This is a genomic window from Actinomyces sp. 432, assembly GCF_009930875.1.
In the GTDB taxonomy this organism is placed as follows: Bacteria; Actinomycetota; Actinomycetes; order Actinomycetales; family Actinomycetaceae; genus Actinomyces.
In genome coordinates, this window is record NZ_CP025249.1 from 1,647,395 (window position 1) to 1,669,232 (window position 21,838).

General features: G+C 68.6%; 21 protein-coding genes, 1 pseudogene and 1 riboswitch. Of the genes and pseudogenes, 9 read left to right on the plus strand and 13 right to left on the minus strand.

What is annotated here, in order from left to right:
• Positions 1-27 precede the first annotated feature (27 nt).
• The 3 genes and pseudogenes from CWT12_RS14360 to CWT12_RS13920 all read right to left on the minus strand — a co-directional run.
• Positions 28-210 (minus strand): annotated as a pseudogene (locus CWT12_RS14360) (thiamine phosphate synthase); the annotation flags it as partial.
• Positions 207-1,079 carry a hydroxyethylthiazole kinase gene (thiM, locus tag CWT12_RS06870; RefSeq protein WP_161924226.1) on the minus strand — a complete coding sequence of 291 codons (873 nt, stop codon included), beginning with the start codon at positions 1,077-1,079 and terminating at the stop codon, positions 207-209. The gene thiM and the pseudogene CWT12_RS14360, both read right to left, overlap by 4 nt.
• A riboswitch (TPP riboswitch) is annotated at positions 1,069-1,156 on the minus strand. (Overlaps the previous gene by 11 nt.)
• Positions 1,157-1,239: 83 nt before the next feature.
• A complete protein-coding gene (locus CWT12_RS13920; RefSeq protein ID WP_161924227.1) occupies positions 1,240-2,916 on the minus strand; it encodes an RNA polymerase sigma factor in 1,677 nt (558 codons plus the stop codon).
• Positions 2,917-3,246: 330 nt separating this feature from the next.
• Here CWT12_RS13920 and CWT12_RS06880 point away from each other — a divergent pair, with 330 nt between their 5' ends.
• Both CWT12_RS06880 and pknB read left to right on the plus strand, forming a co-directional pair.
• Positions 3,247-4,464 (plus strand): polyprenyl synthetase family protein, encoded by a 1,218-nt coding sequence (locus CWT12_RS06880; RefSeq protein ID WP_161924228.1) that lies wholly within the window; start codon positions 3,247-3,249, stop codon positions 4,462-4,464.
• Between the two features lie 100 nt (positions 4,465-4,564).
• The gene (gene pknB / locus CWT12_RS06885; RefSeq protein ID WP_161924229.1) at positions 4,565-6,616 is read left to right on the plus strand and encodes a Stk1 family PASTA domain-containing Ser/Thr kinase; all 2,052 of its coding nucleotides are present in this window, start codon (positions 4,565-4,567) and stop codon (positions 6,614-6,616) included.
• A 127-nt stretch (positions 6,617-6,743) separates the two neighbouring features.
• Here pknB and CWT12_RS06890 read toward each other — a convergent pair whose 3' ends face one another.
• Positions 6,744-8,087, minus strand: a complete 1,344-nt coding sequence (locus CWT12_RS06890; RefSeq protein WP_374939137.1) for a class II 3-deoxy-7-phosphoheptulonate synthase — start codon at positions 8,085-8,087, stop codon at positions 6,744-6,746.
• A 227-nt stretch (positions 8,088-8,314) separates the two neighbouring features.
• The gene (locus CWT12_RS06895; RefSeq protein WP_161924230.1) at positions 8,315-9,547 is read right to left on the minus strand and encodes a pyrophosphate--fructose-6-phosphate 1-phosphotransferase; all 1,233 of its coding nucleotides are present in this window, start codon (positions 9,545-9,547) and stop codon (positions 8,315-8,317) included.
• A 217-nt stretch (positions 9,548-9,764) separates the two neighbouring features.
• Here CWT12_RS06895 and CWT12_RS06900 point away from each other — a divergent pair, with 217 nt between their 5' ends.
• Together CWT12_RS06900 and CWT12_RS06905 are read left to right on the plus strand one after the other, a co-directional pair.
• Complete coding sequence (locus tag CWT12_RS06900) at positions 9,765-10,226, plus strand: helix-turn-helix domain-containing protein (protein ID WP_202616161.1); 462 nt, start codon at positions 9,765-9,767, stop codon at positions 10,224-10,226.
• A complete protein-coding gene (locus tag CWT12_RS06905) occupies positions 10,223-10,573 on the plus strand; it encodes a HepT-like ribonuclease domain-containing protein (protein WP_161924232.1) in 351 nt (116 codons plus the stop codon). Before CWT12_RS06900 ends, CWT12_RS06905 begins: the two co-directional genes overlap by 4 nt.
• Before the next feature lie 211 nt (positions 10,574-10,784).
• Here CWT12_RS06905 and CWT12_RS06910 read toward each other — a convergent pair whose 3' ends face one another.
• Both CWT12_RS06910 and CWT12_RS06915 read right to left on the minus strand, forming a co-directional pair.
• A complete protein-coding gene (locus CWT12_RS06910) occupies positions 10,785-11,045 on the minus strand; it encodes a type II toxin-antitoxin system RelE family toxin (protein WP_237564068.1) in 261 nt (86 codons plus the stop codon).
• A gap of 4 nt (positions 11,046-11,049) precedes the next feature.
• Positions 11,050-11,331 carry a type II toxin-antitoxin system Phd/YefM family antitoxin gene (locus CWT12_RS06915; RefSeq protein ID WP_202616162.1) on the minus strand — a complete coding sequence of 94 codons (282 nt, stop codon included), beginning with the start codon at positions 11,329-11,331 and terminating at the stop codon, positions 11,050-11,052.
• 79 nt (positions 11,332-11,410) lie between these two features.
• On the opposite strand from CWT12_RS06915, the gene CWT12_RS06920 reads away from it, so the two are divergent.
• The 3 genes from CWT12_RS06920 to CWT12_RS06925 are packed head-to-tail and all read left to right on the plus strand — an operon-like array spanning position 11,411 to position 12,986.
• Positions 11,411-12,019: a TetR/AcrR family transcriptional regulator gene (locus CWT12_RS06920; RefSeq protein WP_161924234.1), complete on the plus strand. Its 609-nt coding sequence runs from the start codon at positions 11,411-11,413 to the stop codon at positions 12,017-12,019.
• Positions 12,020-12,051: 32 nt separating this feature from the next.
• Entirely contained in the window at positions 12,052-12,300 is a 249-nt protein-coding gene (locus tag CWT12_RS13925; RefSeq protein ID WP_237564069.1) for a hypothetical protein, read from the plus strand.
• An 8-nt stretch (positions 12,301-12,308) separates the two neighbouring features.
• Positions 12,309-12,986 (plus strand): MFS transporter, encoded by a 678-nt coding sequence (locus CWT12_RS06925; RefSeq protein WP_237564070.1) that lies wholly within the window; start codon positions 12,309-12,311, stop codon positions 12,984-12,986.
• Positions 12,987-13,134: 148 nt separating this feature from the next.
• On the opposite strand, the gene CWT12_RS06930 is transcribed toward CWT12_RS06925, so the two are convergent.
• Positions 13,135-14,052, minus strand: coding sequence for a lysophospholipid acyltransferase family protein (locus tag CWT12_RS06930; protein WP_161924235.1), 918 nt, complete (start codon positions 14,050-14,052; stop codon positions 13,135-13,137).
• A gap of 223 nt (positions 14,053-14,275) precedes the next feature.
• On the opposite strand from CWT12_RS06930, the gene CWT12_RS06935 reads away from it, so the two are divergent.
• Positions 14,276-15,925 (plus strand): DEDD exonuclease domain-containing protein, encoded by a 1,650-nt coding sequence (locus tag CWT12_RS06935; protein WP_161925347.1) that lies wholly within the window; start codon positions 14,276-14,278, stop codon positions 15,923-15,925.
• Between the two features lie 50 nt (positions 15,926-15,975).
• Here CWT12_RS06935 and CWT12_RS06940 read toward each other — a convergent pair whose 3' ends face one another.
• Positions 15,976-16,419 (minus strand): hypothetical protein, encoded by a 444-nt coding sequence (locus tag CWT12_RS06940; RefSeq protein WP_161924236.1) that lies wholly within the window; start codon positions 16,417-16,419, stop codon positions 15,976-15,978.
• A 185-nt stretch (positions 16,420-16,604) separates the two neighbouring features.
• Between CWT12_RS06940 and CWT12_RS06945 the strand changes: the two genes are divergently transcribed.
• Positions 16,605-17,252 (plus strand): superoxide dismutase, encoded by a 648-nt coding sequence (locus CWT12_RS06945; RefSeq protein ID WP_161924237.1) that lies wholly within the window; start codon positions 16,605-16,607, stop codon positions 17,250-17,252.
• 125 nt (positions 17,253-17,377) lie between these two features.
• Here CWT12_RS06945 and CWT12_RS06950 read toward each other — a convergent pair whose 3' ends face one another.
• The 4 genes from CWT12_RS06950 to CWT12_RS06965 form a co-directional block, all read right to left on the minus strand.
• Positions 17,378-18,382, minus strand: coding sequence for an FKBP-type peptidyl-prolyl cis-trans isomerase (locus CWT12_RS06950; protein ID WP_161924238.1), 1,005 nt, complete (start codon positions 18,380-18,382; stop codon positions 17,378-17,380).
• 138 nt (positions 18,383-18,520) lie between these two features.
• Positions 18,521-18,922: a HesB/IscA family protein gene (locus CWT12_RS06955; protein WP_161924239.1), complete on the minus strand. Its 402-nt coding sequence runs from the start codon at positions 18,920-18,922 to the stop codon at positions 18,521-18,523.
• Positions 18,923-19,058: 136 nt separating this feature from the next.
• On the minus strand, positions 19,059-20,726 hold the full coding sequence (locus CWT12_RS06960) for an ABC-F family ATP-binding cassette domain-containing protein (RefSeq protein ID WP_161924240.1): 1,668 nt from the start codon (positions 20,724-20,726) through the stop codon (positions 19,059-19,061).
• A gap of 106 nt (positions 20,727-20,832) precedes the next feature.
• Entirely contained in the window at positions 20,833-21,552 is a 720-nt protein-coding gene (locus CWT12_RS06965) for a hypothetical protein (protein WP_237564071.1), read from the minus strand.
• Positions 21,553-21,838 lie beyond the last annotated feature (286 nt).

Genomic DNA, 21,838 nt, shown 5'->3' on the forward strand with positions numbered 1-21,838 from the left:
GATCACCGGCACCTGCCTACCGACGGCGTGAGCGACGCCGAGGACCTGGGCGAGGAAGCCGGCGCCGTCGGCGTGCTTGGCGCGCACCTGCACGCAGGTGACACCGCCCGCCACGGCGGCACGGACGGTGTCGGTGACCGTGCGGCCGCGGGAGCGGCACTGGTCGGCGTCGGTGACCAGGTAGACCCGCAGGTCCGGTGCGGGCCTCATGAGACGGGGATCCTGGCGAGGTCGTCGGCATCCAAGCAGTACAGAGAGTCGAGCAGGGCGACCTGGAAGGAGCCCGGACCCGCAGCAGTCTCGGCAGCGATCTCGGCGGCCGCGCTGTATACGGCGTGGCAGGCAACGGTTGCGGCGAAGGCGTCGGTGCCGATGGCGCGCCCGGCCGCAAGGAAGCCGGCCGCCAGCGCCCCCAGGGCGCAGCCGCCGCCGGTCACGCGGGTGAGCAGGGCGGAGCCGCCACCCACCCGGGCCAGGCGTCCGTCATCAACGATGGCATCCACGGGGCCGGACACGGCGACCACCGCACCGGTGCGGGCCGAGAGCGCCCGCGCGGCTCCTAGGGCGGCGGCAACATCATCGGCGGTCTCCACGCCCCTGCCTCCCGCGCCGGAGCCGGCAAGGGCCATGATCTCCGAGGCATTGCCGCGGATGACGGTCGGCTCCTCCTCCAGCAGCCGGTGGGCGAGCTCGGTGCGGTGTACCAGCGTGCCTACCGCCACGGGGTCCAGCACCCACGGCACGCCTGCCGCACGCGCGGCAGCGGCGGCCTCCAGGGCCGCGGCGCGCTGCTCGGGCTGAGGCGTTCCCAAGTTGATCAGCAGCGCGGAGGCGACGGCGGCGAAGGGCCCGGCCTCCCCGGTGACGTCGACCATCGCGGGAGCGGCCCCGGTGGCCAGTAGGACATTGGCGGTGAAATTCGTGACCACGGAGTTGGTGATGCAGGCAACCAGTGGGCCGGCGGCGCGCAGGGACTCCAGCACTTCCGCGGTACCGGCGGGCGGCGCGGGCGCCCTCAGGACCGAGGGCTCGGCGGGGCAGTCACTCGAATAAGCACTTGCGGACGCGTGCTGCGGCATGCGACATCCCTTCGTCAGCATTATCTGGACAGGTTCAACGGGTTTCTCTCAGCCTTGCGGCACCCCGTGTCGTAGGCATAACGATAGCAAGCAGGCGGCCGCCCCGGAACCGGGCGGTTCCGGGGCGGCCGGGCGGTGCGCTGAGCAGCTGGCCCGCGGCTCAGTCGTCCAGGTAGTCGCGCAGCACCTGGGAGCGGCTGGGGTGGCGCAGCTTGCTCATGGTCTTGGACTCTATCTGGCGGATCCGCTCGCGAGTCACCCCGTAGACCTTGCCGATCTCGTCCAGGGTCTTGGGCTGGCCGTCGGTCAGGCCGAAGCGCATGGACACCACGCCCGCCTCCCGCTCGGACAGAGTGTCCAGGACGGCGTGCAGCTGCTCCTGCAGCAGGGTGAAGCTGACGGCATCGGCCGGTACGACCGCCTCGGAGTCCTCGATCAGGTCACCGAACTCGCTGTCTCCGTCCTCGCCGAGCGGAGTGTGCAGGGAGATGGGCTCGCGCCCGTACTTCTGCACCTCTACGACCTTCTCCGGCGTCATGTCCAGCTCGACGGCCAGCTCCTCCGGGGTGGGCTCGCGGCCCAGGTCCTGCAGCATCTGCCGCTGCACACGGGCAAGCTTGTTGATGACCTCGACCATGTGGACGGGGATGCGGATGGTGCGCGCCTGGTCCGCCATGGCGCGGGTGATGGCCTGGCGGATCCACCAGGTGGCGTAGGTGGAGAACTTGTAGCCCTTGGTGTAGTCGAACTTCTCCACCGCGCGGATCAGACCGAGGTTGCCCTCCTGGATGAGGTCCAGGAAGAGCATGCCGCGGCCGGTGTAGCGCTTGGCCAGGGAGACCACCAGGCGCAGGTTCGCCTCCAGCAGGTGGTTCTTGGCGCGCTGGCCGTCCTGAGCCACCCAGTGCAGCTCACGGCGGTACTTGGCGTCCAGGTCGTTGCCCTCGGTGGCCAGCAGGTGCTCGGCGTACAGGCCGGCCTCGATGCGCTTGGCCAGCTCAACCTCCTGCGCGGCATTGAGGAGGGCGACCTTGCCGATCTGCTTGAGGTAGTCCTTGACCGGGTCCGCAGTGGCGCCGGCGGTGACGACCTTCTGTGCGGGCTCGTCGCCCTCGTCTGAGTCCGATACCGTGAAGGAGCCGTCCTTGCTCTTCTCGCCCTTGGACTTCTTGGTCTTCTTGCCCGCCGCCTTCTCGGCCTCTTCACGGCGCATGCGCTCCAGCTCACCGGTCAGTGCCGCGATTGAGGGGCTCATCTTGATGCCCTTGATGACCCAGCCGCGGAAGATGTACCCGTTCTTGGTCAGGAACTCACGTGCGACAACGGGCTCCTCCTCGCCGGGGACAATGAAACGCGGCACGGGCCCATGCCCGTAGGGGGCCAGGGTGATCGGCTCCTCCAGGGTGCCGTCGCCGGAGATCTCCAGCCCCTCAACCACGGTGCGGCTGCGCACGAACAGCGTGGCGCCGGGGGCCAGCTGTACGTCCTTCAGGGCTGCAGGTGTGTTGAAGGGGCGCCGCTTGGTCCCGTCGCCGTTCTCCTCCAGCGAGACATCCAGGTAGTAGTCGCGCAGCTCGGGGGCGGGGGCGGCGTCGTCCCCCTGAGTGTCGACGTCGTCCTCATCTACGTCCTGTACGTCATCCGCGTCGGCGTAGTCGTCCTCGTCGTAGTCGGCCTCGTCGTCATCCTCGGCGTCGAGGTCGTCCTCTGCGTCCAGGTCGTCTTCCTCGTCGAGGTCGACGTCCTGGTTGCCGTCAAGGACCTCGTCGACGTCGTCAGCGAGTTCGACGCGCTCCCGCCTGGTTGTGGGAGTAGGAGCAACTGTGGAAGTAGCCACGGATTTCCTTTCACGGGCGGACGGTTGAGCCGGAGGGGCGCACAGAGCCCTGCGGAAGTCTACGCGAGGAATCCAAACGGTTCCGCAGGCGTGCGCGCCGCACCGCGGGAGGCTCGGACAGGACTCGGCATCCGCCACCGGCAGAAGGGACAACGATGCAGACGGCGCGTCTTATTCCCGCGGCACGTCTCCGGCTTGCCGCCAGAGGCACCCGGCAGCCCGCCGAGCGGCACTCGCGCACGGCCCGCGCACCACACGCCCGGCTCCCGTGCCCGCCACAAGCGCAGCACCGTTCCCCGCGGGCCGGACTCAATCATCTAGCCTGGGGGCATGACCGACGTTGATGCATTGCTGCCACTGGTACGCAGCGCCGTCGATGCGCGCCTCGAGCACGTTCTGGGCGAGCTGCGCGCCCGGTGGCACGATCCTTCCGGTGCCGCGGACGACCTATTCGACGCCGCCGCCACCGCGGTGTCCGGCGGCAAGCGCATGCGTGCGGTCCTGGGCGCCGTGGGCCTGGCGCTGCTGACTCAGGACGGCGCCGCTTCCGGCGACCGCGGCCGGGGCGGGTGCCGTAGCGGCAATCGCGACGAGAGCCGCCCCGAGCCACCCAGGCGTGAGGACGTGCTCACCGGCTCTACCGCCGCCTATTTGGGCGCCGCGCTGGAGCTCTATCAGGCCAGCGCACTTGTTCACGACGATGTGATCGACGCCGCAGACACCCGCCGTGGTCTGCCCTCCGCACACCGCCGGTTTGCGGCCCGCCACCTTGAGAACGGTTGGCGCGGCGCGGCGGAAAACTATGGCGTGAGCGCCGCGATCCTCCTGGGCGACCTGCTCATGTCGGCCGCCGCGTCAGAAATGGGAGCGGCGGCCGCCGCCTGTGGCCCCTGCGCCGGCAGAGCCGGCCGGGACGCCTTCGACGCCATGACCACGGAAGTCGCCGTGGGCCAGTTCCTGGACGTGCACCACGAGGTACTTCCCCTGCCTGCCCCCACCGCGCAACCGGTGCAGGCGGGTGCCGCCATGCACCGGGCCGCGCTCGCGGTTGTGCGGCACAAGTCCGCGCGCTATTCAGTGATGTACCCGCTGCTAGTCGGGGCGCTGCTGGCCGGCGTGGATCCGCACAGTGAGCTGTTCAGGGTGCTGGAGGTGTTCGGGGAGGAGATCGGAATCGCCTTCCAACTGCGTGACGACGTCCTCGGCGTCTTCGGCGATCCGTCCCTCACCGGTAAGCCGGCGGGCGATGACCTGCGCGAGGGCAAGCGCACAGTACTGCTGGCCCTGACCTGGCAGCGGTGCAGTGACGCCGACCGCGCCCTGCTGACCCGGGTGCTGTCACGGGGCCATGCCGCCGCGGATGAGGACATCGCAGCGGCCACTGAGGTTATCCGTGACTGCGGCGCCCTGACGGCGCACGAGGAGGAGATCGCGAGCCACACCGCCGCCGGCCTGGGCGCCCTGGCGGCTTCGCCCGCCACACTGAATGACGTCGCGCGGCAGTCACTGACCGCCCTGGCGGAGGTTCTGACCTCCCGCCGCAGCTAGCGCCCAATCCGCGTCCCAAGCGGTTCCAGTGTCTTATTGAGCACGTACCGCCGAGCGGCGTAATGCACCGGGTGCCCGTGAGGCCCGTACACTCGGCCCCGTGAGCAAGGATCCTCTCATCGGCCGTCTGGTCGACGCTCGTTATGAGATCGTCGACCGGGTGGCCCGTGGGGGCATGGCCACCGTCTACCGGGCGCAGGACCGCCGCCTGGATCGTCTGGTAGCGCTGAAGCTCATGCACCCGCACCTGGCCGACTCCCCCGACTTCGTGGCCCGGTTCCGGCGCGAGGCCAGAGCGGCAGCCCGACTGTCCAACCCCGGGGTGGTGGCGGTATACGACCAGGGCAGCCTAGACGGCGTCGCCTACCTGGTGATGGAGCTCGTGGAGGGCCCCAATCTGCGTGACCTCATCGCGGCAGGTCCCCTGACTGTAAGGGAGGCGCTCGGGCTGACGGCCCAGGTGCTCCGGCCCCTGGGGGCCGCTCACCGCGCCGGCTTGGTGCACCGGGACGTCAAGCCGGAGAACGTGCTGCTGCCCGCCGACGGGTCGGTAGCCAAGGTCGCCGACTTCGGCCTTGCTCGCGCCGTCACGGAGGTCACCCAGACCACCACCGGGAACGTCCTGGGCACGGTCGCCTACCTCGCGCCGGAGCTGATTACCACCGGTTCCTCAGCCCCTTGCGCAGACGTCTTCTCCGTGGGCGTGATCCTGTACGAGCTACTCACCGGCGCCCAGCCCTTCACTGCGGAGACTCCCATCCAGATCGCCTTCCGCAACGTTCATGAGGACGTGCCCGCGCCGTCGGAGCGCCTGCCCGACCTGGCGCAGAGCGTTGACGCCCTGGTAGCACAGATGACCCGCCGGGCGCCAGAGGAGCGGCTGGCCGACGCCGACGCGGCACTGAGCCGACTGCGGCAGGTCGTCTCCGCCCTGTCCGACGCGGAGCTGGCGGTCAAACGCGGTGGGGCCACCGGTTCGGTGCGTACCCAGGAGGTGCTGGCGGCCAATGCCGAGGCCGCCCACACCGCGATGCTGGCGGCCGACGGCGACGCGAGCGAGCCTGACGACGCCCAGGTCCCCGCGGACGCGGCCACCCCGGGCGCCGGCCTGCGCACGGTGTCCCTGCCCATCGGCTCCATAGCCCCGGACGAGGACTCCGAGTCCCGCGACGGCACCACCCGTGCGCTGGACCGCCGCCAGGCGGTGCGGGCCGGGTCGCAGGAGGAGACCGCGAGGGTAGCCCGGCATTCCGCACGCCGCCCGCGTCGGCGCGCACTGGTTGCCGCCGGGTTGGTGCTGCTGACCGCCGGAGGCGCAGGCGCCTGGTACTTCGGTGCCGGTCCGGGGCGTACGGTCCCGGTGCCGCAGATCGCCGGGATGACCGCTGCTGAGGCGCAGGCGCTAGTCGAGTCGGCGGGACTGGTCTGGGGCGCCCCCACTCGCGCCTATTCCGACACAGTGCCCGCGGACTCGGTGATCTCCTCCTCCCCCGAGGCCGCGACCCGCATGCACCCCGGAGAGGCAGTCACCCCGGTGATTTCCCGTGGCATTGAGCAGAAGACCGTTCCCGACGTCGTCGGTTCCAGCCAGGACGACGCCACCACCGCGATCACGGACGCAGGGCTGTCGCTCGGCGCCGTCACCAAGACCTATTCAGACTCGGTCGCATCCGGCATGGTCATCTCCTCCGAACCGGTTGCGGGCACAACCGTGAACCACTCCTCGGCGGTCGCGATCGTGGTGTCGCTGGGACGCCAGCCCGCCGTCGTCCCGGATGTCACCGGCATGAGCGTTGACGACGCCACCACTACGCTGCAAGCGGCCGGGCTCACGCTCGGTACGCAGTCGGAGGCGTTCTCCGACGACGTCGCCTCAGGGCTGGTCATTTCCTCCAGCCCTGCATCCGGCGCGGAGGGCTACTACCACGGTGACGCGGTGGACGTGACGGTATCCAAGGGCCCGGAGATGGTGAACGTGCCGGACGTCGCCGGCATGAGCGAGCAGGAGGCCACGGCGGCGCTCCAGGAAGTCGGCCTGGAGGTGGAGGTGTCCCGGGTCCTGGGTGGCCTGTTCGGCACGGCGCACTCCACCGATCCGGCTGCGGGTGAAAGCGTGCGGAAGGGCTCGAAAGTAACCTTGAACGTGGTCTGATCGGCGCTGAGCCGGAGCGGCGGCTCTGAGCCCCCGCCTGGCACAACCGAGGCGACCGCCTGGCACAACCGGGCGACGGCGCCCACGGGCCTGCCGCCCCTGAGCGCCGTCGTTTTAGCGGTTGGCGTCAGCCGCGCAGCATCTCCGCAACCTCGAAGGCCATCTCCAGTGACTGCTGGTGGTTCAGCCGCGGATCCACGAGGGTCTCGTAACGGCGCGCCAGCCCGGCCTCGTCGATGTGCTCCCCACCGCCGAGGACCTCGGTGACATCGTCCCCGGTGAGCTCCACGTGAATGCCCGCGGGCACGGTACCCAGGGCCCGGTGCACCTCGAAGAAGCCACGGACCTCATCCATGATCGTGTCGAAGCGACGGGTCTTGTAGCCGTTTTCCGAGGTGATGGTGTTGCCGTGCATGGGGTCGGTGATCCAGGTGACCGGTCGGCCATCGGCGCGGACGATCTCCACCAGCTCCGGCAGTACATCCCGGATGCGGTCAGCACCCATGCGCGTGATCAGGCTGAGCCGACCGGGGTCGCCTTCAGGGTTGAGGTGGTCGATCAGGGACAGCAGCTCCTCGCGGGTGGTCGTCGGGCCGATTTTCACACCCACCGGGTTGTGCACGCCCGCCAGCAGGGCCACATGGGCGTCGTCGGCGCCACGGGTGCGCTCCCCCACCCACAGGAAGTGGGCGGAGGTGTCGTAAAGGCGTCCGCTGCGGGAGTCCTCACGCGTCATGGCGTCCTCGTACTCCAGCAGGAGGGCCTCGTGGGCGGCGTAGAAGTCGACCTGGCGCAAGGCCTCGAAGTCCACGCCGGCGGCCTCCATGAAGCGCATCGCCCGGTCGATCTCCCCGGCGAAGGACTCAAAGCGCTTGTAGGCGGGATTCGCGGTGAAACCCCGGTTCCAGGAGTGGACCTCCCGCAGGTCCGCGTAGCCTCCCATGGTGAAGGAGCGAATTAGGTTCAGGGTGGTGCCGGCGCGCAGGTAGGCGTCAACCATCCGCTGCGGGTTGGGGATGCGGGCCTCGGCGGTAAAGGCGTGGTCATTGACCGAGTCACCGCGGTAGGAGGGCAGAGTGACGCCGTTACGGGTCTCGGTGTCCGAGCTGCGCGGCTTGGCGTACTGGCCCGCCATGCGCCCGATCTTGACCACCGGGGTGGAGGCTCCGTAGGTGAGCACCGCGGCCATTTGCAGGATGGTCTGCAGCTTCAGGCGGATGTTGATGGCGGTGTTGTCATGGAATGACTCGGCGCAGTCTCCCCCCATGAGCACGAATGCCCGGCCCTGCGATGCCGATACCATCTTCTCGCGCAGCGAGTCCACCTCACCGGCGAATACCAGCGGGGGCCGGGTGCGCAGGTCCGCCGCAGCGTCGGCGAGCGCCTGCGGGTCCGGGTAATGGGGCTGCTGGGCGGCGTGGTGCTGACGCCAGCCGGCTGCCTCGCCGGGAACCTGGAGCTCGTTCATCATGGCGCCAGCATAGGCGAGCGCCGCGTCTGGCTGGGCGTCTCGCCACAAGGTGGGATATAAGGCACGTCCTCGGTCCCGCCCGGGCCCGCTCCGTGACGGCGCGAAAGTGCCGGTTCAAAACGGTTCGACCGGCTGGTTGGAGGTGGGACCGGGCCGGTCGGCCACGGCGATCCGTGTCCGACCGGCCCGTCCATAGGTAGCCCACGCCTGGCGGCGGGGGCGGCGGCTCACGCCTCGCCGTCGGCGGGGGCGGCGGGCTCGAGCGCCTGGCCGAGCTCGGCCATCAGGTCCACGAACCACTGCTGCGTGATGTCGAAGGGCTTGCCGCCGGCGATGCGGTCGAAGGCGATGGCACCGAGCTGGTCGCCGTTCTCCTCGTCCTGGCCGATGACGCCGGGCTCGCCCCGCAGGGCGCAGTCGACGGCAAGGTCACACATCTGCTTGATCAGGGCCAGGTCCTCCTCGTTGGCGGCGGAGGCGCGCGAGTAGTAGCCGGACTTCTGCACCATTACCTTCTCGGCACCGATCTTCTCGGCGAACTGGCGGGCGAACCACTGGCCGGGGTTAATGGTGTCGAGCTTGACGTGGCCGAAGGGGTCGCGCTGGACCTCCTCGCCCCTGGCCTCCATCTCCGCGATGATCTCGGGAACGCCGGCGCCCTCGGACAGGAAGATGTTCACGTTGCCCTGCTCGTCCATGATGGCCTTGAGGCGCTCGGCCTCGGCGGCAATGTCCAGCTTGGCCTCCGGCACGAACACGGCGTGCACGTCCCAGCGCTCCTGGGTCAGTCCCAGGGAGGGCGCCCACTGACGGTCCTTGAGCAGCTCGTGGTAGCGGCGGGCCGTCTCGGCGGTGAGGTAGCCGCAGTTGCGGCCCATGCACTCGTGCACGATCAGCATGCGCGGGTTGGAGCGGTGCTCGCCGATCACGTTGAGGGCGAAGCCGGCGCCCTGCTCGGCCGCGGTCCAGGCGCCCAGCGACTGGCGGATCGGGACGACGTCATTGTCGATGGTCTTGGGCAGGCCGACGACGGTGAGGTCGTAGTCGTGCTCGTGCAGGTATGCGGCCAGGTCCGCGGCGGTGGTGTTGGTGTCGTCGCCGCCAATGGTGTGCAGCACGTCGACGCCGTCCTCACGCAGCCGCTCGGCGGCGAAGGCGAGCGGGTCCACGCCCTCCTTGACCAGGCCGCGCTCGACGAGGTTCTTGGCGTTGGTGAGCTTCACGCGGGAGTTGCCGATCGGGGAGCCGCCGTACTGGCGCAGCACGCCGGCGTTCTTGCGGCCCTCGTCGTCGATGACGACGTAGTTACCGGTGAGCAGGCCGTGGTATCCGTACTGGTAGGCGATGATCTCGACGTCGGGGGCGACCTCGGTGTAGCGCTCGATGAGGTCGCCGACGGCGGCGGACAGACAGGGGGCGAAGCCGCCCGCGGTGAGGAGGGCGACGCGACGGATCGACATCGGAAACCTTTCGTCGGTGGTGGGGCTTATCGCGGCCATACTACCGGGACGCCGCCGCTGTGCGGCCAGATGCCTCACCCCAACCTCACCCCTCGCCGAGACCGGCACTCGTCGCGCACTGAGACCGGCACCAGTGACGCGCCGAGAGGCATCGATGCAGGCCGGGCTGCAGCATGGCGGACACACTCGGCGATCACACATGCGTTATCATGGGTGGGTGACACAGCGCACCGAACGTGAGTGGATCCGTTTCCGTCGGCACGCGGCGGGGCTGAGCCAACGTGAACTCGCGGATCGCACCGGTGTCAGCCAACCACTCATTGCAGCCATTGAGTCCGGCGCGCGTCGCGCATCCCGGAGCACGCTGCAGCGGCTGACACAGGCATTGCAGGTGCGTCCTTCAGATCTCCTGCACGCTGCACGCCAGGACGTCATCGAGTTGGCCGCTGCACATGGATGCCAAGTCATCGGAGTCTTCGGCTCCGTTGCCAGCGGCACGGATCGCCAGGACTCTGACATCGATCTGATAGTCCGTTTCCCTGAACACGCGGACATCCTCGACCTGTTGGAGCTTGAGGAAGAGCTGTCGGATCTACTGACGGTGCCCGTCGACGTGATCTCGGCCAGCAGCGGCTCAGTCGCGATGTCCGGGACTTCCCTAGAACCGGTACGGATATGAGCACTACATCACCGTCCGCGGACCGAACAGAACGACGACTCGCGGATCTGAGACGTTTCGGAGACGAGGCCGCCTTCATCGTCAGCCACGGCTTCGACGCATACGCAGCAGACTCGATGGAAGGAGCGCTGCTGCGTAATGCCGGTGAACGGGTGCTAATCAAGGTTGCCACCGTCGTCGAGAAACTACCCCGGGAGTACAAGGAACAGTTCCCCGACGTCGACTGGGTCGGGATCATGCGCATGCGCAACCTGGTCGCGCACCACTACGACAAGGTCAACGACGACCTGATGTTCCGTGCACTCGAAGTCCGCATCCCCGGTCTGCTAACCGCGCTCGGACTGTAATTGGGCTCGGTGTACTACTGTCCGGATTCGGCATGAACGGCGTCGACCGACCAAGAACTACCCAAAGATACCGCATGTTTCCAACGTTCCTGAAAACACAGACCGGCGCGTCAGCCCCGTTCGTGCCGATCTTGGACATTCTGCGCGCTACGCGGGACTCGAAGGCCGATGCACACGGGGGGGGCGACACCGACGCGCCGTCGTCGCCCCGTCAACGGTAGCCGTCGCTGCGATGGTCAACGGTAACCACCACAACCCGGCGTGCGTCATCATCAATTCTGTAGATGATGCGGTAGTCGCCCCGTCGGGCACTGTGGAGCCCGGCCAGCTCAAAGCGCAAAGGCTTTCCGACGCGATACGGATTGTCTCGCAATGGTCCGTAAAGAAACTCGACGACTGCGGTGACGACCTTCTCCGGATGCGAGCGCAGGTCGCGCTTAGCACGTGCCGCAAGTGCGATCGCGTAGGGCACGGACTCACCCCTTCGGGGAGTCGAGCAACTCGTCCTTGCTGAGCACCTCCACCCGCTGAGCACCCAAATCATCCACTCCTGCACGGATCCGCTCGATTAGCGCGGGGCGGCTGAGGATGCCGAGCGTCTCCTCGAGTGACTCCAGGTCATCTGCAGAGATGACGACTGCCGCGGGGCGCCCGTGCCGGGTGATCGTTACGCGGCTGTGCTCCCGCTCCACCTGGCCGACGACCTCGGAAAGGTGGTTCTTCACATCGCGCAACGGCATGACAGCGTCGACCGACATGGCAACAATTGTAGGCGTACACGACTCATGCGCCGCATGGACGCTTGACGAAGTTATACATACAGGCTTGTCTGTAAGCATGCGTCGCACCGCCGCCGAGGCCGCCGAGACCCGCCAAGCCATCATCCGCTCCGCCTTGCACCGCTTCGCGAAGGACGGTTGGGAGGCCTGCTCGCTGGTGGAGGTGGCCCGCGGCGCCGACGTAACTCGAGGCGCCGTCTACCACCACTTCACCGGCAAGCGGGAGTTGCTGGACGCCGCCCTCTCCGAGCAATGGCACAGCCAGGGTGAGGCACTTCTCGCGGCGCTCGACGCCTCCACGGCACCAGAGGTGCGGCTAACGGCATTCCTGGCGGACTACCTGCGCAGGCTTCGCGGGGACACAGCCTTCCGCGAACTCGCCGTCGTCACCGTTCTCGTAGCGCCGCAGGCACCGGCGGTCAAGTCCGGACTGGAGCAGAAGACGGCGGCCCTCGCGCAGTGGTCGGCGCTGCTCATCGGGGTCCTGACCGAGTGCGAGGAGCGGCTGCGCGCTCCGCTCGACATCGCCCGTTTCAACATCGCGTCATTCCTGTACGGCGCCACGCTTACCGCGGCGCTCACGCCGGAGGACCTCCCCGCATCAGGGTGCTGCGAGGCGACGGCGCGTGCCCTCGTCGCGGGCCTGATCACCGTCGAATCGCCCTGACACCGAAGAATGACACCGAAGAAGGAGTGGGCATGCATCCATCGTCCACCGAAGCCGCCACCAATCCGCACGTGGCCGTAACAGTGGCCTGCGTCGCCCTGTTCACCGACATGCTCGTCTACGGGATTCTCATCCCGGTGCTCCCTCTGCTTCCCGCCGTGGCCGAGGCCGGCGCCTCGGCAACCGGTCTGCTCTTCGCCGCCTATGCCGCCGCACTGGTGATAGTCACTCCACTCGCTGGTCGAGTCGTGGACAGGCACGGCCCCGCGGACCGCTGCTAGTTGCTGTGGTGGGCCTGGCGTGCGCGTGTCTGCTGTTCACCATCGGTGGTCCCTACTGGTTGCTTCTAACGGCCCGCACGCTCCAGGGAGCCGCCGCCGGATTGAGCTGGGTGGCCGGACTGTCCCTGATCGCCGGGACCGTACCTCTGCGGCAACGCGGGACCTATCTCGGACTGGCGATGAGCATGGTTTCGGTTGGCGTGTTGGCGGGACCTCCCCTGGCGGGCTGGTTGGCTAGGTTCGGAGGGCATTCGGCACCCTTCCTCTGTGCGATCGTGCTTCTGGCGATCGACGGCGGGCTGCGAGTCGCCTTCGTCCGTCCGACCCCGCCGCCCGACGACGATCCCGCCACCGCGATGGACGTGTTGCGAACACCAGGATGTCGGCCAGTAGTTGCGCTGATTCTCTTCGGTGCCGCCGCCGCGGCTGTGGGCCTGGTTCTGGTGGGAATCGGCCCGAACTACCCGGTAATCATCGCCGGACTCATGTGTCTGGGTGTCGCAATTGCCCTCCTGGTCGTACCGGCAGGTGCACTAATAGGCGTTCAGGGAGCCATAGCCACACCGCCGACTATCGGCGGCGCCTACTCCCTCTACAACCTGGCTTACGCGGGCGGCCTGGTCCTGGGGCCCGCCGCCACGATACTCGCCCGGTTGCCAAGCAGGTTCGCGGTCATGCCCGGGTGAAACTGTCCGGATTCGGCATGAACGGCGTCGGGCGACCAAGAACCACCCGAAGAAACCGCATGATTCCAACGTTCCTGAAAACGCAGACCGGCGCGCCAGCTCCGTTCGTGCCGATCTCGGACATTTCGGTCCCCGGACTGTCAGACTGTCAGTGGTCGTCGGAACGCGACTCGGCATCCGGCGCTACGCCCTCGTCACCCTCAGGCGCCCCCTCGATGTCCTCCACCTCTTCCTCTTCTTCCGCTTCATCCGGCTCCGCCGGCGGCTCGGGGACCTCGACGTCGGGAGCGGGGCGGCCGCCGGGGGCCTCGACGGGCGCGGCGGCCGGCCGCTTGGCGGCCAGCTCTTCAAGCATCTCGTCTACGACCTCCGCGGCCGTCTTCTTCTCCGCGTCCATCGCCTTCTTTACGTCCGCGGCGTACAGGTCCACGTATTCCTGGCCGGACAGGGACATCAGTGCGTACATGATCTCGTCGGTGATGGAGCGCAGCACGAAGCGGTCGTTCTCCAGGCCCTGGTAGCGGGAGAAGTCCAGCGGCTCGCCAACGACGATGCCCACGCGGTGCCGGGTGGAGGGAACCACCTGGCCGATCGGCTGAGCCAGGTTGGAGCCGATCATGGCCACGGGGATCACCGGCGCCCCGGTGGCCAGGGCGACGCGCGCCACCCCGGTCTTGCCCCGGTACAGGCGCCCATCAGGGCTGCGGGTGCCCTCGGGGTAGATGCCGAACAGCTCGCCCGAGCGCAGTCGGTCGATCCCGGCCTGCAGGGCCGCCATGGACGCTTTGCCCCCGGAGCGGTCCACGGGAATGGTGCCGACGGCGGTCATGAAGTTCTTCACGGCCCAGCCCTTGATGCCCTTGCCGGTGAAGTAGTCGGACTTGCCGATGAAGGCGACCTCGCGGTCCATCAGCAGCGGCAGGAAGAAGGAATCGATAACCGCCAGGTGGTTGGAGGCCAGGATGGCGGGGCCCTCGGCGGGGATGTTCTCCTCACCGCGGATCCACGGCTGGTACAGCATCTCCATGGCCGGGCCGACGGCGGCCTTGATACCTCGGTACCCCATGTGGGACCTCCTGTGCTGCGGCGGGCGGGAAGTCGCCGGGCCGTCCGGGTTACGCCCGCCGGGCGTGTCCGCGGCTGGATCGGCTGCTCACAAAGTCTAGCCTCGCGCTGTGCCCTTCGATGCGCTCTCGCCCCAACCGTCCCACGCCACAGGCGCCGTACGGCTTCCGGGCGTCTGGCGGGCGGAGGATGAAACCCGCCCGGTACAGGCGTCTTTCGCGGATATGGGCACCGCGCTGCGCGATGTCACCTTCGTAGTCGTCGATCTGGAGACCACCGGGGGCGGGCCGGGCGCGCACGCCATCACCGAGATCGGCGCTGTAAGGGTTCGCGGCGGCGCGGTCGATTCGGAATTCTCCACGCTCGTAAATCCGGGCGCCGCCATTCCCGCCCAGATCACCGTCCTGACCGGTATTACCAACGCCATGGTGGCGGATGCGCCTCCAGTAGCCCAGGCGGTGGCCGCCTTCCTGCAGTGGGCGCGCCTAGGCGACCGTGCGACGGTGGCGGTGGCGCACAATGCCCGCTTCGACCTCGGCCACCTGCGTGGGGCCGCCCGCACCCTCGGCCTGGACTGGCAGGAACCACTGATACTGGACACCCTGGCGCTAGCCCGCCGGGCCTGGGACCGCTCCCAAGTAACCAACCACAAGCTGGGCACGCTCGCCGCCTTCGTAGGCTCACCGACGTCTCCCACGCATCGCGCCCTGGACGATGCACGTGCGACCGTGGATGTGCTGCACGCCTGCCTGGAGGCGCTGGCGCCGCAGGGCATCACCCATCTAGAGGACCTGGCCACCGCGACTGATCCCGTACCCGCATCCCGACGGGTCAAGAGCCGCCTGGCCGACGGCCTGCCCGCCGCTCCTGGGGTCTACCAGTTCCTCTCCCCCGCCGGCCAGGTGCTTTACGTGGGCAGCGCCGTGAACCTCCGCCGCCGGGTGCGCTCTTACTTCACGGCCGCGGAGAAGCGCACCAAGGTGGCACGCATGCTGGACACGGCCGTGGCGGTGCGGGCGATCGAGACACCCACCGAGATCGAGGCGCGTGTGCGGGAGCTGCGGCTCATTGCCGAGCTGGATCCGCCGGTCAACCGCCGCTCCCGGGCCCCGCAGCGCCGGCCCTGGCTGCACCTGGTCGACTCCCCGAACCCACATCTGGCGCTGACTGCCGCGCTGCCGCTGTCGGAGGCGGGCCACGCCATTGGCCCGTTCCCGTCCCGAAAGGCGGGTTTGGAGGCGCAGCGGGCCGCCGAATCCGTGCTGCGCCTGGAGGTCTGGGACGGACACAGTGTCCGCGCGGTGCGCCGCGCGGACACCCCGGCCGACGCCGACACGGCGCTGCAGGCCCTTTCCGGCGAGGTCGACCTGGTGGCCGGCCCGCTGCTGGCGCGGATAGCGGAGCTGTCGGACGAGGAGCGCTACGAGGAGGCGGGACTGTGGACGCGGCGGCTGCGGGCGCTGCTGTTGGGAGCGTGCCGGGCGGAGAAGGTACGCCCACTACTGGCTTGTCCGCATCTGATGGCGGCCCGACGACGCGACCGCGGCGGCTGGGAGCTGGTGGATGTGCGCTGGGGGCGCCTGGCGGGCTCGGCAGTCACGGCCCCGGGCGCGGACCCGCGCCCCACCATCGCCACGCTGCGCGCCGCCGCCCAGGTGGTGGACCGGCCCGCACGGGTGGGGGCGGATACGAGCGTGGAGGAGACGGCGCTGCTGGCCGACTGGGTGCTGGATTCCGGTGCGCGCCTGGTGGAGGTCGGGAACCCCGCCGTCGACGCCGCGAACCAGGACTCCGCAAACGGTGCAGTCGCGGCGCTGGCCTGGCCGGTTGGCGCCGCCGCGCGGCACAGGCGCGTTATTGACGCCGAGTGCTGAGGCACGACGTCGGCCGGCAGCGCGCCCACGGCGCGGCAGCGACAGCCGGGTCAGCCGGCGGGAGCGACGGAGCCGCGGCGGGCGCGCAGAGCCTTAGCGACACCTTCCTGCAGGCTAAGCGGGTCCAGGGGGCGCGGCACCACAACCTCAGCCTTGGCCCAGGCAGACAGCCAGTCGTCCTGCGGACGGGCAGTCAGCAGCACCACCGGAGGCCGCTGGTCAAGCTCGGTGAACAGCTCATGCGCCAGCCCCATGCCACCGAGCTTCTTCGTCTCGGCATCGAGCACCAGGGCGGCGAAGGGGGCCTGCCCCGCCTTCTGGCGGTCCTTGATGGCCAGGCGAACGCCCTCGGCGGTTGCCGCTTCGGTCCAGGACACGAGCGGCAGCCCCTTGGCGGGCCGACGGCCGACGCCGTCGATCACCTGCCGACGCACAGTGACGTCATCGGAGAAGACGAGGAGGTCGAGGGGTGCGGCTTCTGCCTGGTCGGTCATGCGGTCCTCCAGTGGACGACGGGGCTTTAGCGCTCAGTGTAATAGCGCAACTGGGACACGTCCCACCCTTCTCCACGAACCAATCGCCGTCTACGATGAATCTTGTCTAGGACTTCAGTCTCACTCATGAGTCTGTTGCCTGGCGTGCCACGTGAAACTACGCAACATCCGCAGGAAAAGACCGCATGACTGCAACGACCGACCTCGTCGTCCCGAAGTACACGCTCCCCGAGCTGCCCTATGACTACGCCGCGTTGGAGCCGCACATCTCCGGGCGCATCATGGAGCTGCACCATGACCGCCACCACGCCGCCTACGTGACCGGAGCGAACGCGGCCCTGGAGCAGCTCGCCGCCGCCCGCGCCGACGGCGACTTCGCCGCCATCAACCTGTGGGAGAAGAACCTCGCCTTCAACCTCGGCGGGCACCTGAACCACTCCATCTTCTGGAAGAACCTCTCCCCCAACGGAGGCGGCGAGCCCGAGGGCGAGCTGGCGGAGGCCATCAAGGACTCCTTCGGTTCCTTCGCCGCCCTCAAGCAGCAGCTGAACGCAGCCGCGCTGGGTATTCAGGGATCCGGCTGGGCGGTGCTGGCTTACGACTCCCTGTCCGGCAAGCTGGTGACCTTCCAGCTGTTCGACCAGCAGGGCAACGTGCCCGTGGGCACGATCCCGCTGTTCCAGATCGACATGTGGGAGCACGCCTTCTACCTGGACTACCTCAACGTCAAGGCCGACTACCTGGCCGCCATCTGGCAGATCGTCAACTGGGAAGACGTCTCGCAGCGTCTGGCGAATGCCGTTGCCCACGCCGAGGGCCTGATCGTGCGCTGATGCCGCAGCCGCGAACGTGCGGCGCCGCGCGCCGCCCGAGGCGAGTGGTCCTCCCGGCAAGTGGCCCTCCCCACCGGCATCCGGTGCGGGAGGGCCACTACGCTCCTGGAGCGCTTGCAGAGCGTCTAGAGAATCGCCGCGATGTCCATGACGAAGGCAGCAGCCACCGTCTCCTGGGACTCCTCACCGGGCATGAGGATCACCACGCGAGAGCCGACCGGTACATCGATCAGAGAGCCGAAGGGCGAATTCGCAGAGATGACCATGTCCTGCGCGGCACCGTTCTCCCAGGATGACTGGTGCAGCTCCGGGTCATCCCAATTGACCGCGGCGACGTGCAGCAGTACGTAGTCACCGTCGGCGACCGGCTCCCCGGTACCACGGGCCAGGACGAAAGTCTCCTGCTCGGTAGGTGCCGCAGCGCCGTCGGCCACCGAAATGGTGGCCGCAGCACCGAGGTCACCCGAGACTGTGACGCCGCGATCCGCTAGCGACTGCTCCACTTGGGCGTCCGCGGCCGCGTCCTTCGACGCCGTCGCGGCGGACTCTGCTGTTCCCGCAACCTCAGAGGTAGCCACCGCATGCTTGATCTCCACGACGAATACCAGGGGCCCTGACGGCAAGTTCGGCGTTGCCGCCGGCTGGCCGTAAGCCAGTTCGGGCGGAATCGCCAGCTCCAGGTGATCACCGACGTGGCGTCCGGCCAGGCCGCAAGTCCACCCGGGAATTACTCCTTGCAGGTTGAAGGGCGTTGCCTCCCCCCGCGCGTAGGAGGAGTCGAAGACTTCAGTGGCGCCCCACTCCCAGCCGGCGTAGTCGGCGACGACGATCGACTCCTCGGTCACCTCGGCGCCGTCGCCTTCCGCCAGGGTCTTAACGGTCAGGTTCCTCGGCGCTTCTCCCTCGCCCCAGGTGACGGTGGGCTCGGCGCCGCCCTCACCGTCAAGGTTGGGCAGTGATGCCGCGTCGTCGTCGATTGTCAGCGTGGAGCAGTCGACGGCGCTCAGCGGGGTGATGGTGGCCTCGGCCGACGCAGAGGCGCTGGCGTCCCCGGGCGAGTCGGAGCAGCCCGCCAGGGCCAGGCAGGCGGTAAGTGCGAGTGTGGGCAGGATAGTTGCGGCACGGCGCAATTGGAATCTCCTCGAATACTTGCGAACAGCGACGGGGTGAGGCAGAAGACGTGCGTCCGCTGCGCCACCCCGGCGCTGAACGGCGCCGACCGCAGTGGTCGGCTGCACGTGGGGCAGAGTATTCGGCGCCCGGTGCGCTCAGTGGAAGGACTCGCCGCAGGCGCAGGTGCCAACCGCGTTGGGGTTGTCGATAGTGAAGCCCTGCTTCTCGATCGTGTCGGAGAAGTCGATGGTGGCGCCGTTCAGGTACGGCACACTCATGCGGTCCACGACCACGTCCACCGACGCGAGCTCGGCGTCACCGGTGGCGAAGGAGCGGATGGCATCGCCGTCGAGCAGGCGCTCGTCGAAGTAGAGCTGGTAGACGAGCCCGGAGCAGCCACCGGGCTGCACGGCCAGGCGCAGGCGCAGGTCGTCGCGCCCCTCCTGGGTCAGCAGGCCGGCGACCTTGGCGGCGGCGGCCTCGGTGAGCAGCACCTCATGCGTGGGGGCGTCGGTGGTGGTGACGCTGGAAGCGTCGGTCAGGGTTGTCTGAGCCATGTCGGTCTCCTCCTTAGGTGTGCCTTGCACCGGGGCGAACACGCCGACGGTCCGAGATGTTCCCCTCACCCTACGTCGGCTCGCATGGTGAACAGGAGTAGCGGCCACCGTGATGGCACTCACCGTCGCGCGCAGGTCATGCGAGCGTGACCAGCTCCAGGTAGTCATCGCTCCACAGGTCCTCGTCCCCGTCGGGCAGCAGCAGGACCCGATCCGGGTTGAGCGCCTTCACGGCGCCCTCGTCGTGCGTCACCAGCACGACGGCGCCGCCGAAGGTGCCCAGGGCGCGCAGGATCTCCTCCCTGCTGGCGGGATCGAGGTTGTTGGTCGGCTCATCCAGGAGCAGCACGTTGGCGCTGGAGACCACCAGCAGCGCCAGGGCCAGGCGGGTCTTCTCACCGCCGGAAAGTACTCGCGCCGGCTTGTCGGCATCGGCGCCGGAGAACAGGAACGAGCCCAGTACGCTGCGCACCTCGGTGTCATTCAGGCCGGGCGCGGCGCTGCGCAGGTTCTCCACCACCGTACGCGAGTCGTCAATCGTCTCATGCTCCTGCGCGTAGTAGCCGAGCTTCAGCCCGGTCCCGGCCTGCACCTGCCCGGAGTCGGGCGCCTCGGTGCCCGCCAGTAGCCGCAGCAGCGTGGTCTTACCTGCGCCGTTGAGCCCCAGCACCACCACACGGCTGCCGCGGTCGATGGCCAGGTCGACGCCTGCGAACACCTCCAGCGAGCCGTATGCCTTGGACAGGCCGACGGCGCGCAGCGGCACCTTGCCGCAGGGGGCGGGGTCGGGGAAGCGCAGATCGGCGACCCTCTCCTGGGCGCGCTCGGCCTCCAGACCCTCCATAAGCCGGTCGGCCCGCTTGAGCATTTGCTGGGCGGCCACGGCCTTGGTGGCCTTGGCCCGCATCTTCTCGCCCTGGGCGCGCAGTGCCGCCGCCTTCTTCTCGGCGTTGGCGCGCTCACGCCGACGCCGGTGCTCGTCGTCGGCGCGCTGCTTGAGGTAGGCGTCCCAGCCCATGTGGTAGACGTCCAGGACGCCGCGGCTGGCGTCCAGGTACATGACCTGATTAACGGTGTCGCGCAGCAGCTCGACGTCGTGGCTGATGACGATGAAGCCGCCTGCGTAGGTACGCAGGTGATCGCGCAGCCACAGGATCGAGTCGTGGTCCAAGTGGTTGGTGGGCTCGTCCAGCAGCAGCGTGTCCGGCTGCTGGAACAGTACCCGGGCGAGTTCCACACGACGACGCTGGCCGCCGGAGAGCGTTCCAATCGGCTGCTCGAGAACCCGTTCGGGCAGACCCAGGGAGGCGCAGATGCGGGCGGCCTCGCTGGCGGCGGCATAGCCGCCGGCCATAGTGAACTCGTGGTCGAGCCGGGTGTATCGGTCCAGTGCCTTGGCCTGGGCGTTCCCGCTGGTGGCGGCAATCTTCTGCTCGGCCCGGCGGATGCGGGCCAACAGCGCGTCGATGCCGCGGGCGGACAGGACCCGGTCACGCGTAATCTCATTCAAGTCACCTACGCGGGTGTCCTGCGGCAGGTAGCCGACCGATCCGTTGCAGGTGATCAGACCCTCTTGCTCCACCGCCTCCAGCCCGTGGCGCTCGTCGGCGTCGGCAACCGCCTGGCTGGTTCCCTGCGCCACTGACGCAGCCGCCAGCAACTTGGTCATCGTGGTCTTACCCGCCCCATTGCGTCCCACCAGCCCAATACGCATGCCCTTGTCCACCCGGAAGGAGGCACCGGAGACAAGCTGACGTGCACCGATGCGCATGGCGAGGTCCTGGACGTTGATCACGATGCGCATGCTACGGGCTTCCGGTCGGCCGCCCGCCCCAGCGGGCGGTACGGCCGACCCGGTTGTCCATCACATCCGCCCTAGACGGCTACGGGCCGAGCCGCCGCAGAAAGGGTCAGTCCCACCACAGCCAGGTGCCCAGCGGGCCGTGGGTCCAGTGGCGCCGCAGCGGCTTGAACTCGTCTGGGGCGCCGCGCGAGTCCAGCTCATAGCGTTCAGCCACGTGGCGCCACACCTCCTGCAGGCCAAGCGCCACCAGCGCCTCCAGCTCCTCCTCGTCATAGGGGTCCCGGTCCTCGCAGGCGCAGTAGCAGCCATCGCCGTCAGGATCACTACCTTCCACGATGGCCCTGACGAGCTCCTCAAGCAGGTCGGGGTCCTCGATCCACATGCCCTCGACGCTGACGCGCTCGTCCTGGCGCTGCGGACCAATGGCATAACCCGATAGTCGTACTCGCCCATCTGCACGCGCACAGGCGCGCAGCAGGGCACCCAGGGTCGGGCCGAGATTCTGCCGGTCACGCAGCTGCTCGCCGGGCAGGATCTCTAGCAGACGCCGGGCAGTGGCGGGGCCGAGGTCGTGGAAGGGCGTGTAGTCGTCCTCCGGGGTGCCGTCTGCGGTGATCAGCCCTGCGGGGGCGAAGCCGAACTGCGCAGGAATCACCGTTGAGCGCAATTCGTCACGGCAGTCGGCCAGTGCGTGCCATACTCCGGCGCGCACCGTCCACCCGCGGGGTCCGTACAGGCCCTCATCCGGGCCCGTTTCCGGACCGGGAGGCAGGGATGTGCTGCTGCTTGCGGGCGCGTCGGTCGGACTGGGCGGAAGCGGGGTCATGACGGTCTCCTCCGATTGTGGTGCCGGCGTAATGCGCGCGCTGCGGTACCAGGAGGAAGGACTGGCGGCCACGCCGGCGGGTTGGTGTGACGACGTCTTCGCCGTCAGTCCCAGCCTGCGACGACTCCGAACCGTCCCGCTGAGCACCTGTGAACGCGGCTCAAGCGGTATGCGCTCAGTAAAGGCAGTGGATTTCGGCACTTGTACCGCCCCGCCCCGCAAGCGGCAGGGCAATACCACGCAGGCCTTCGAAGATGCCGGGCATGTCTCCCCCGAGACGGCGGTC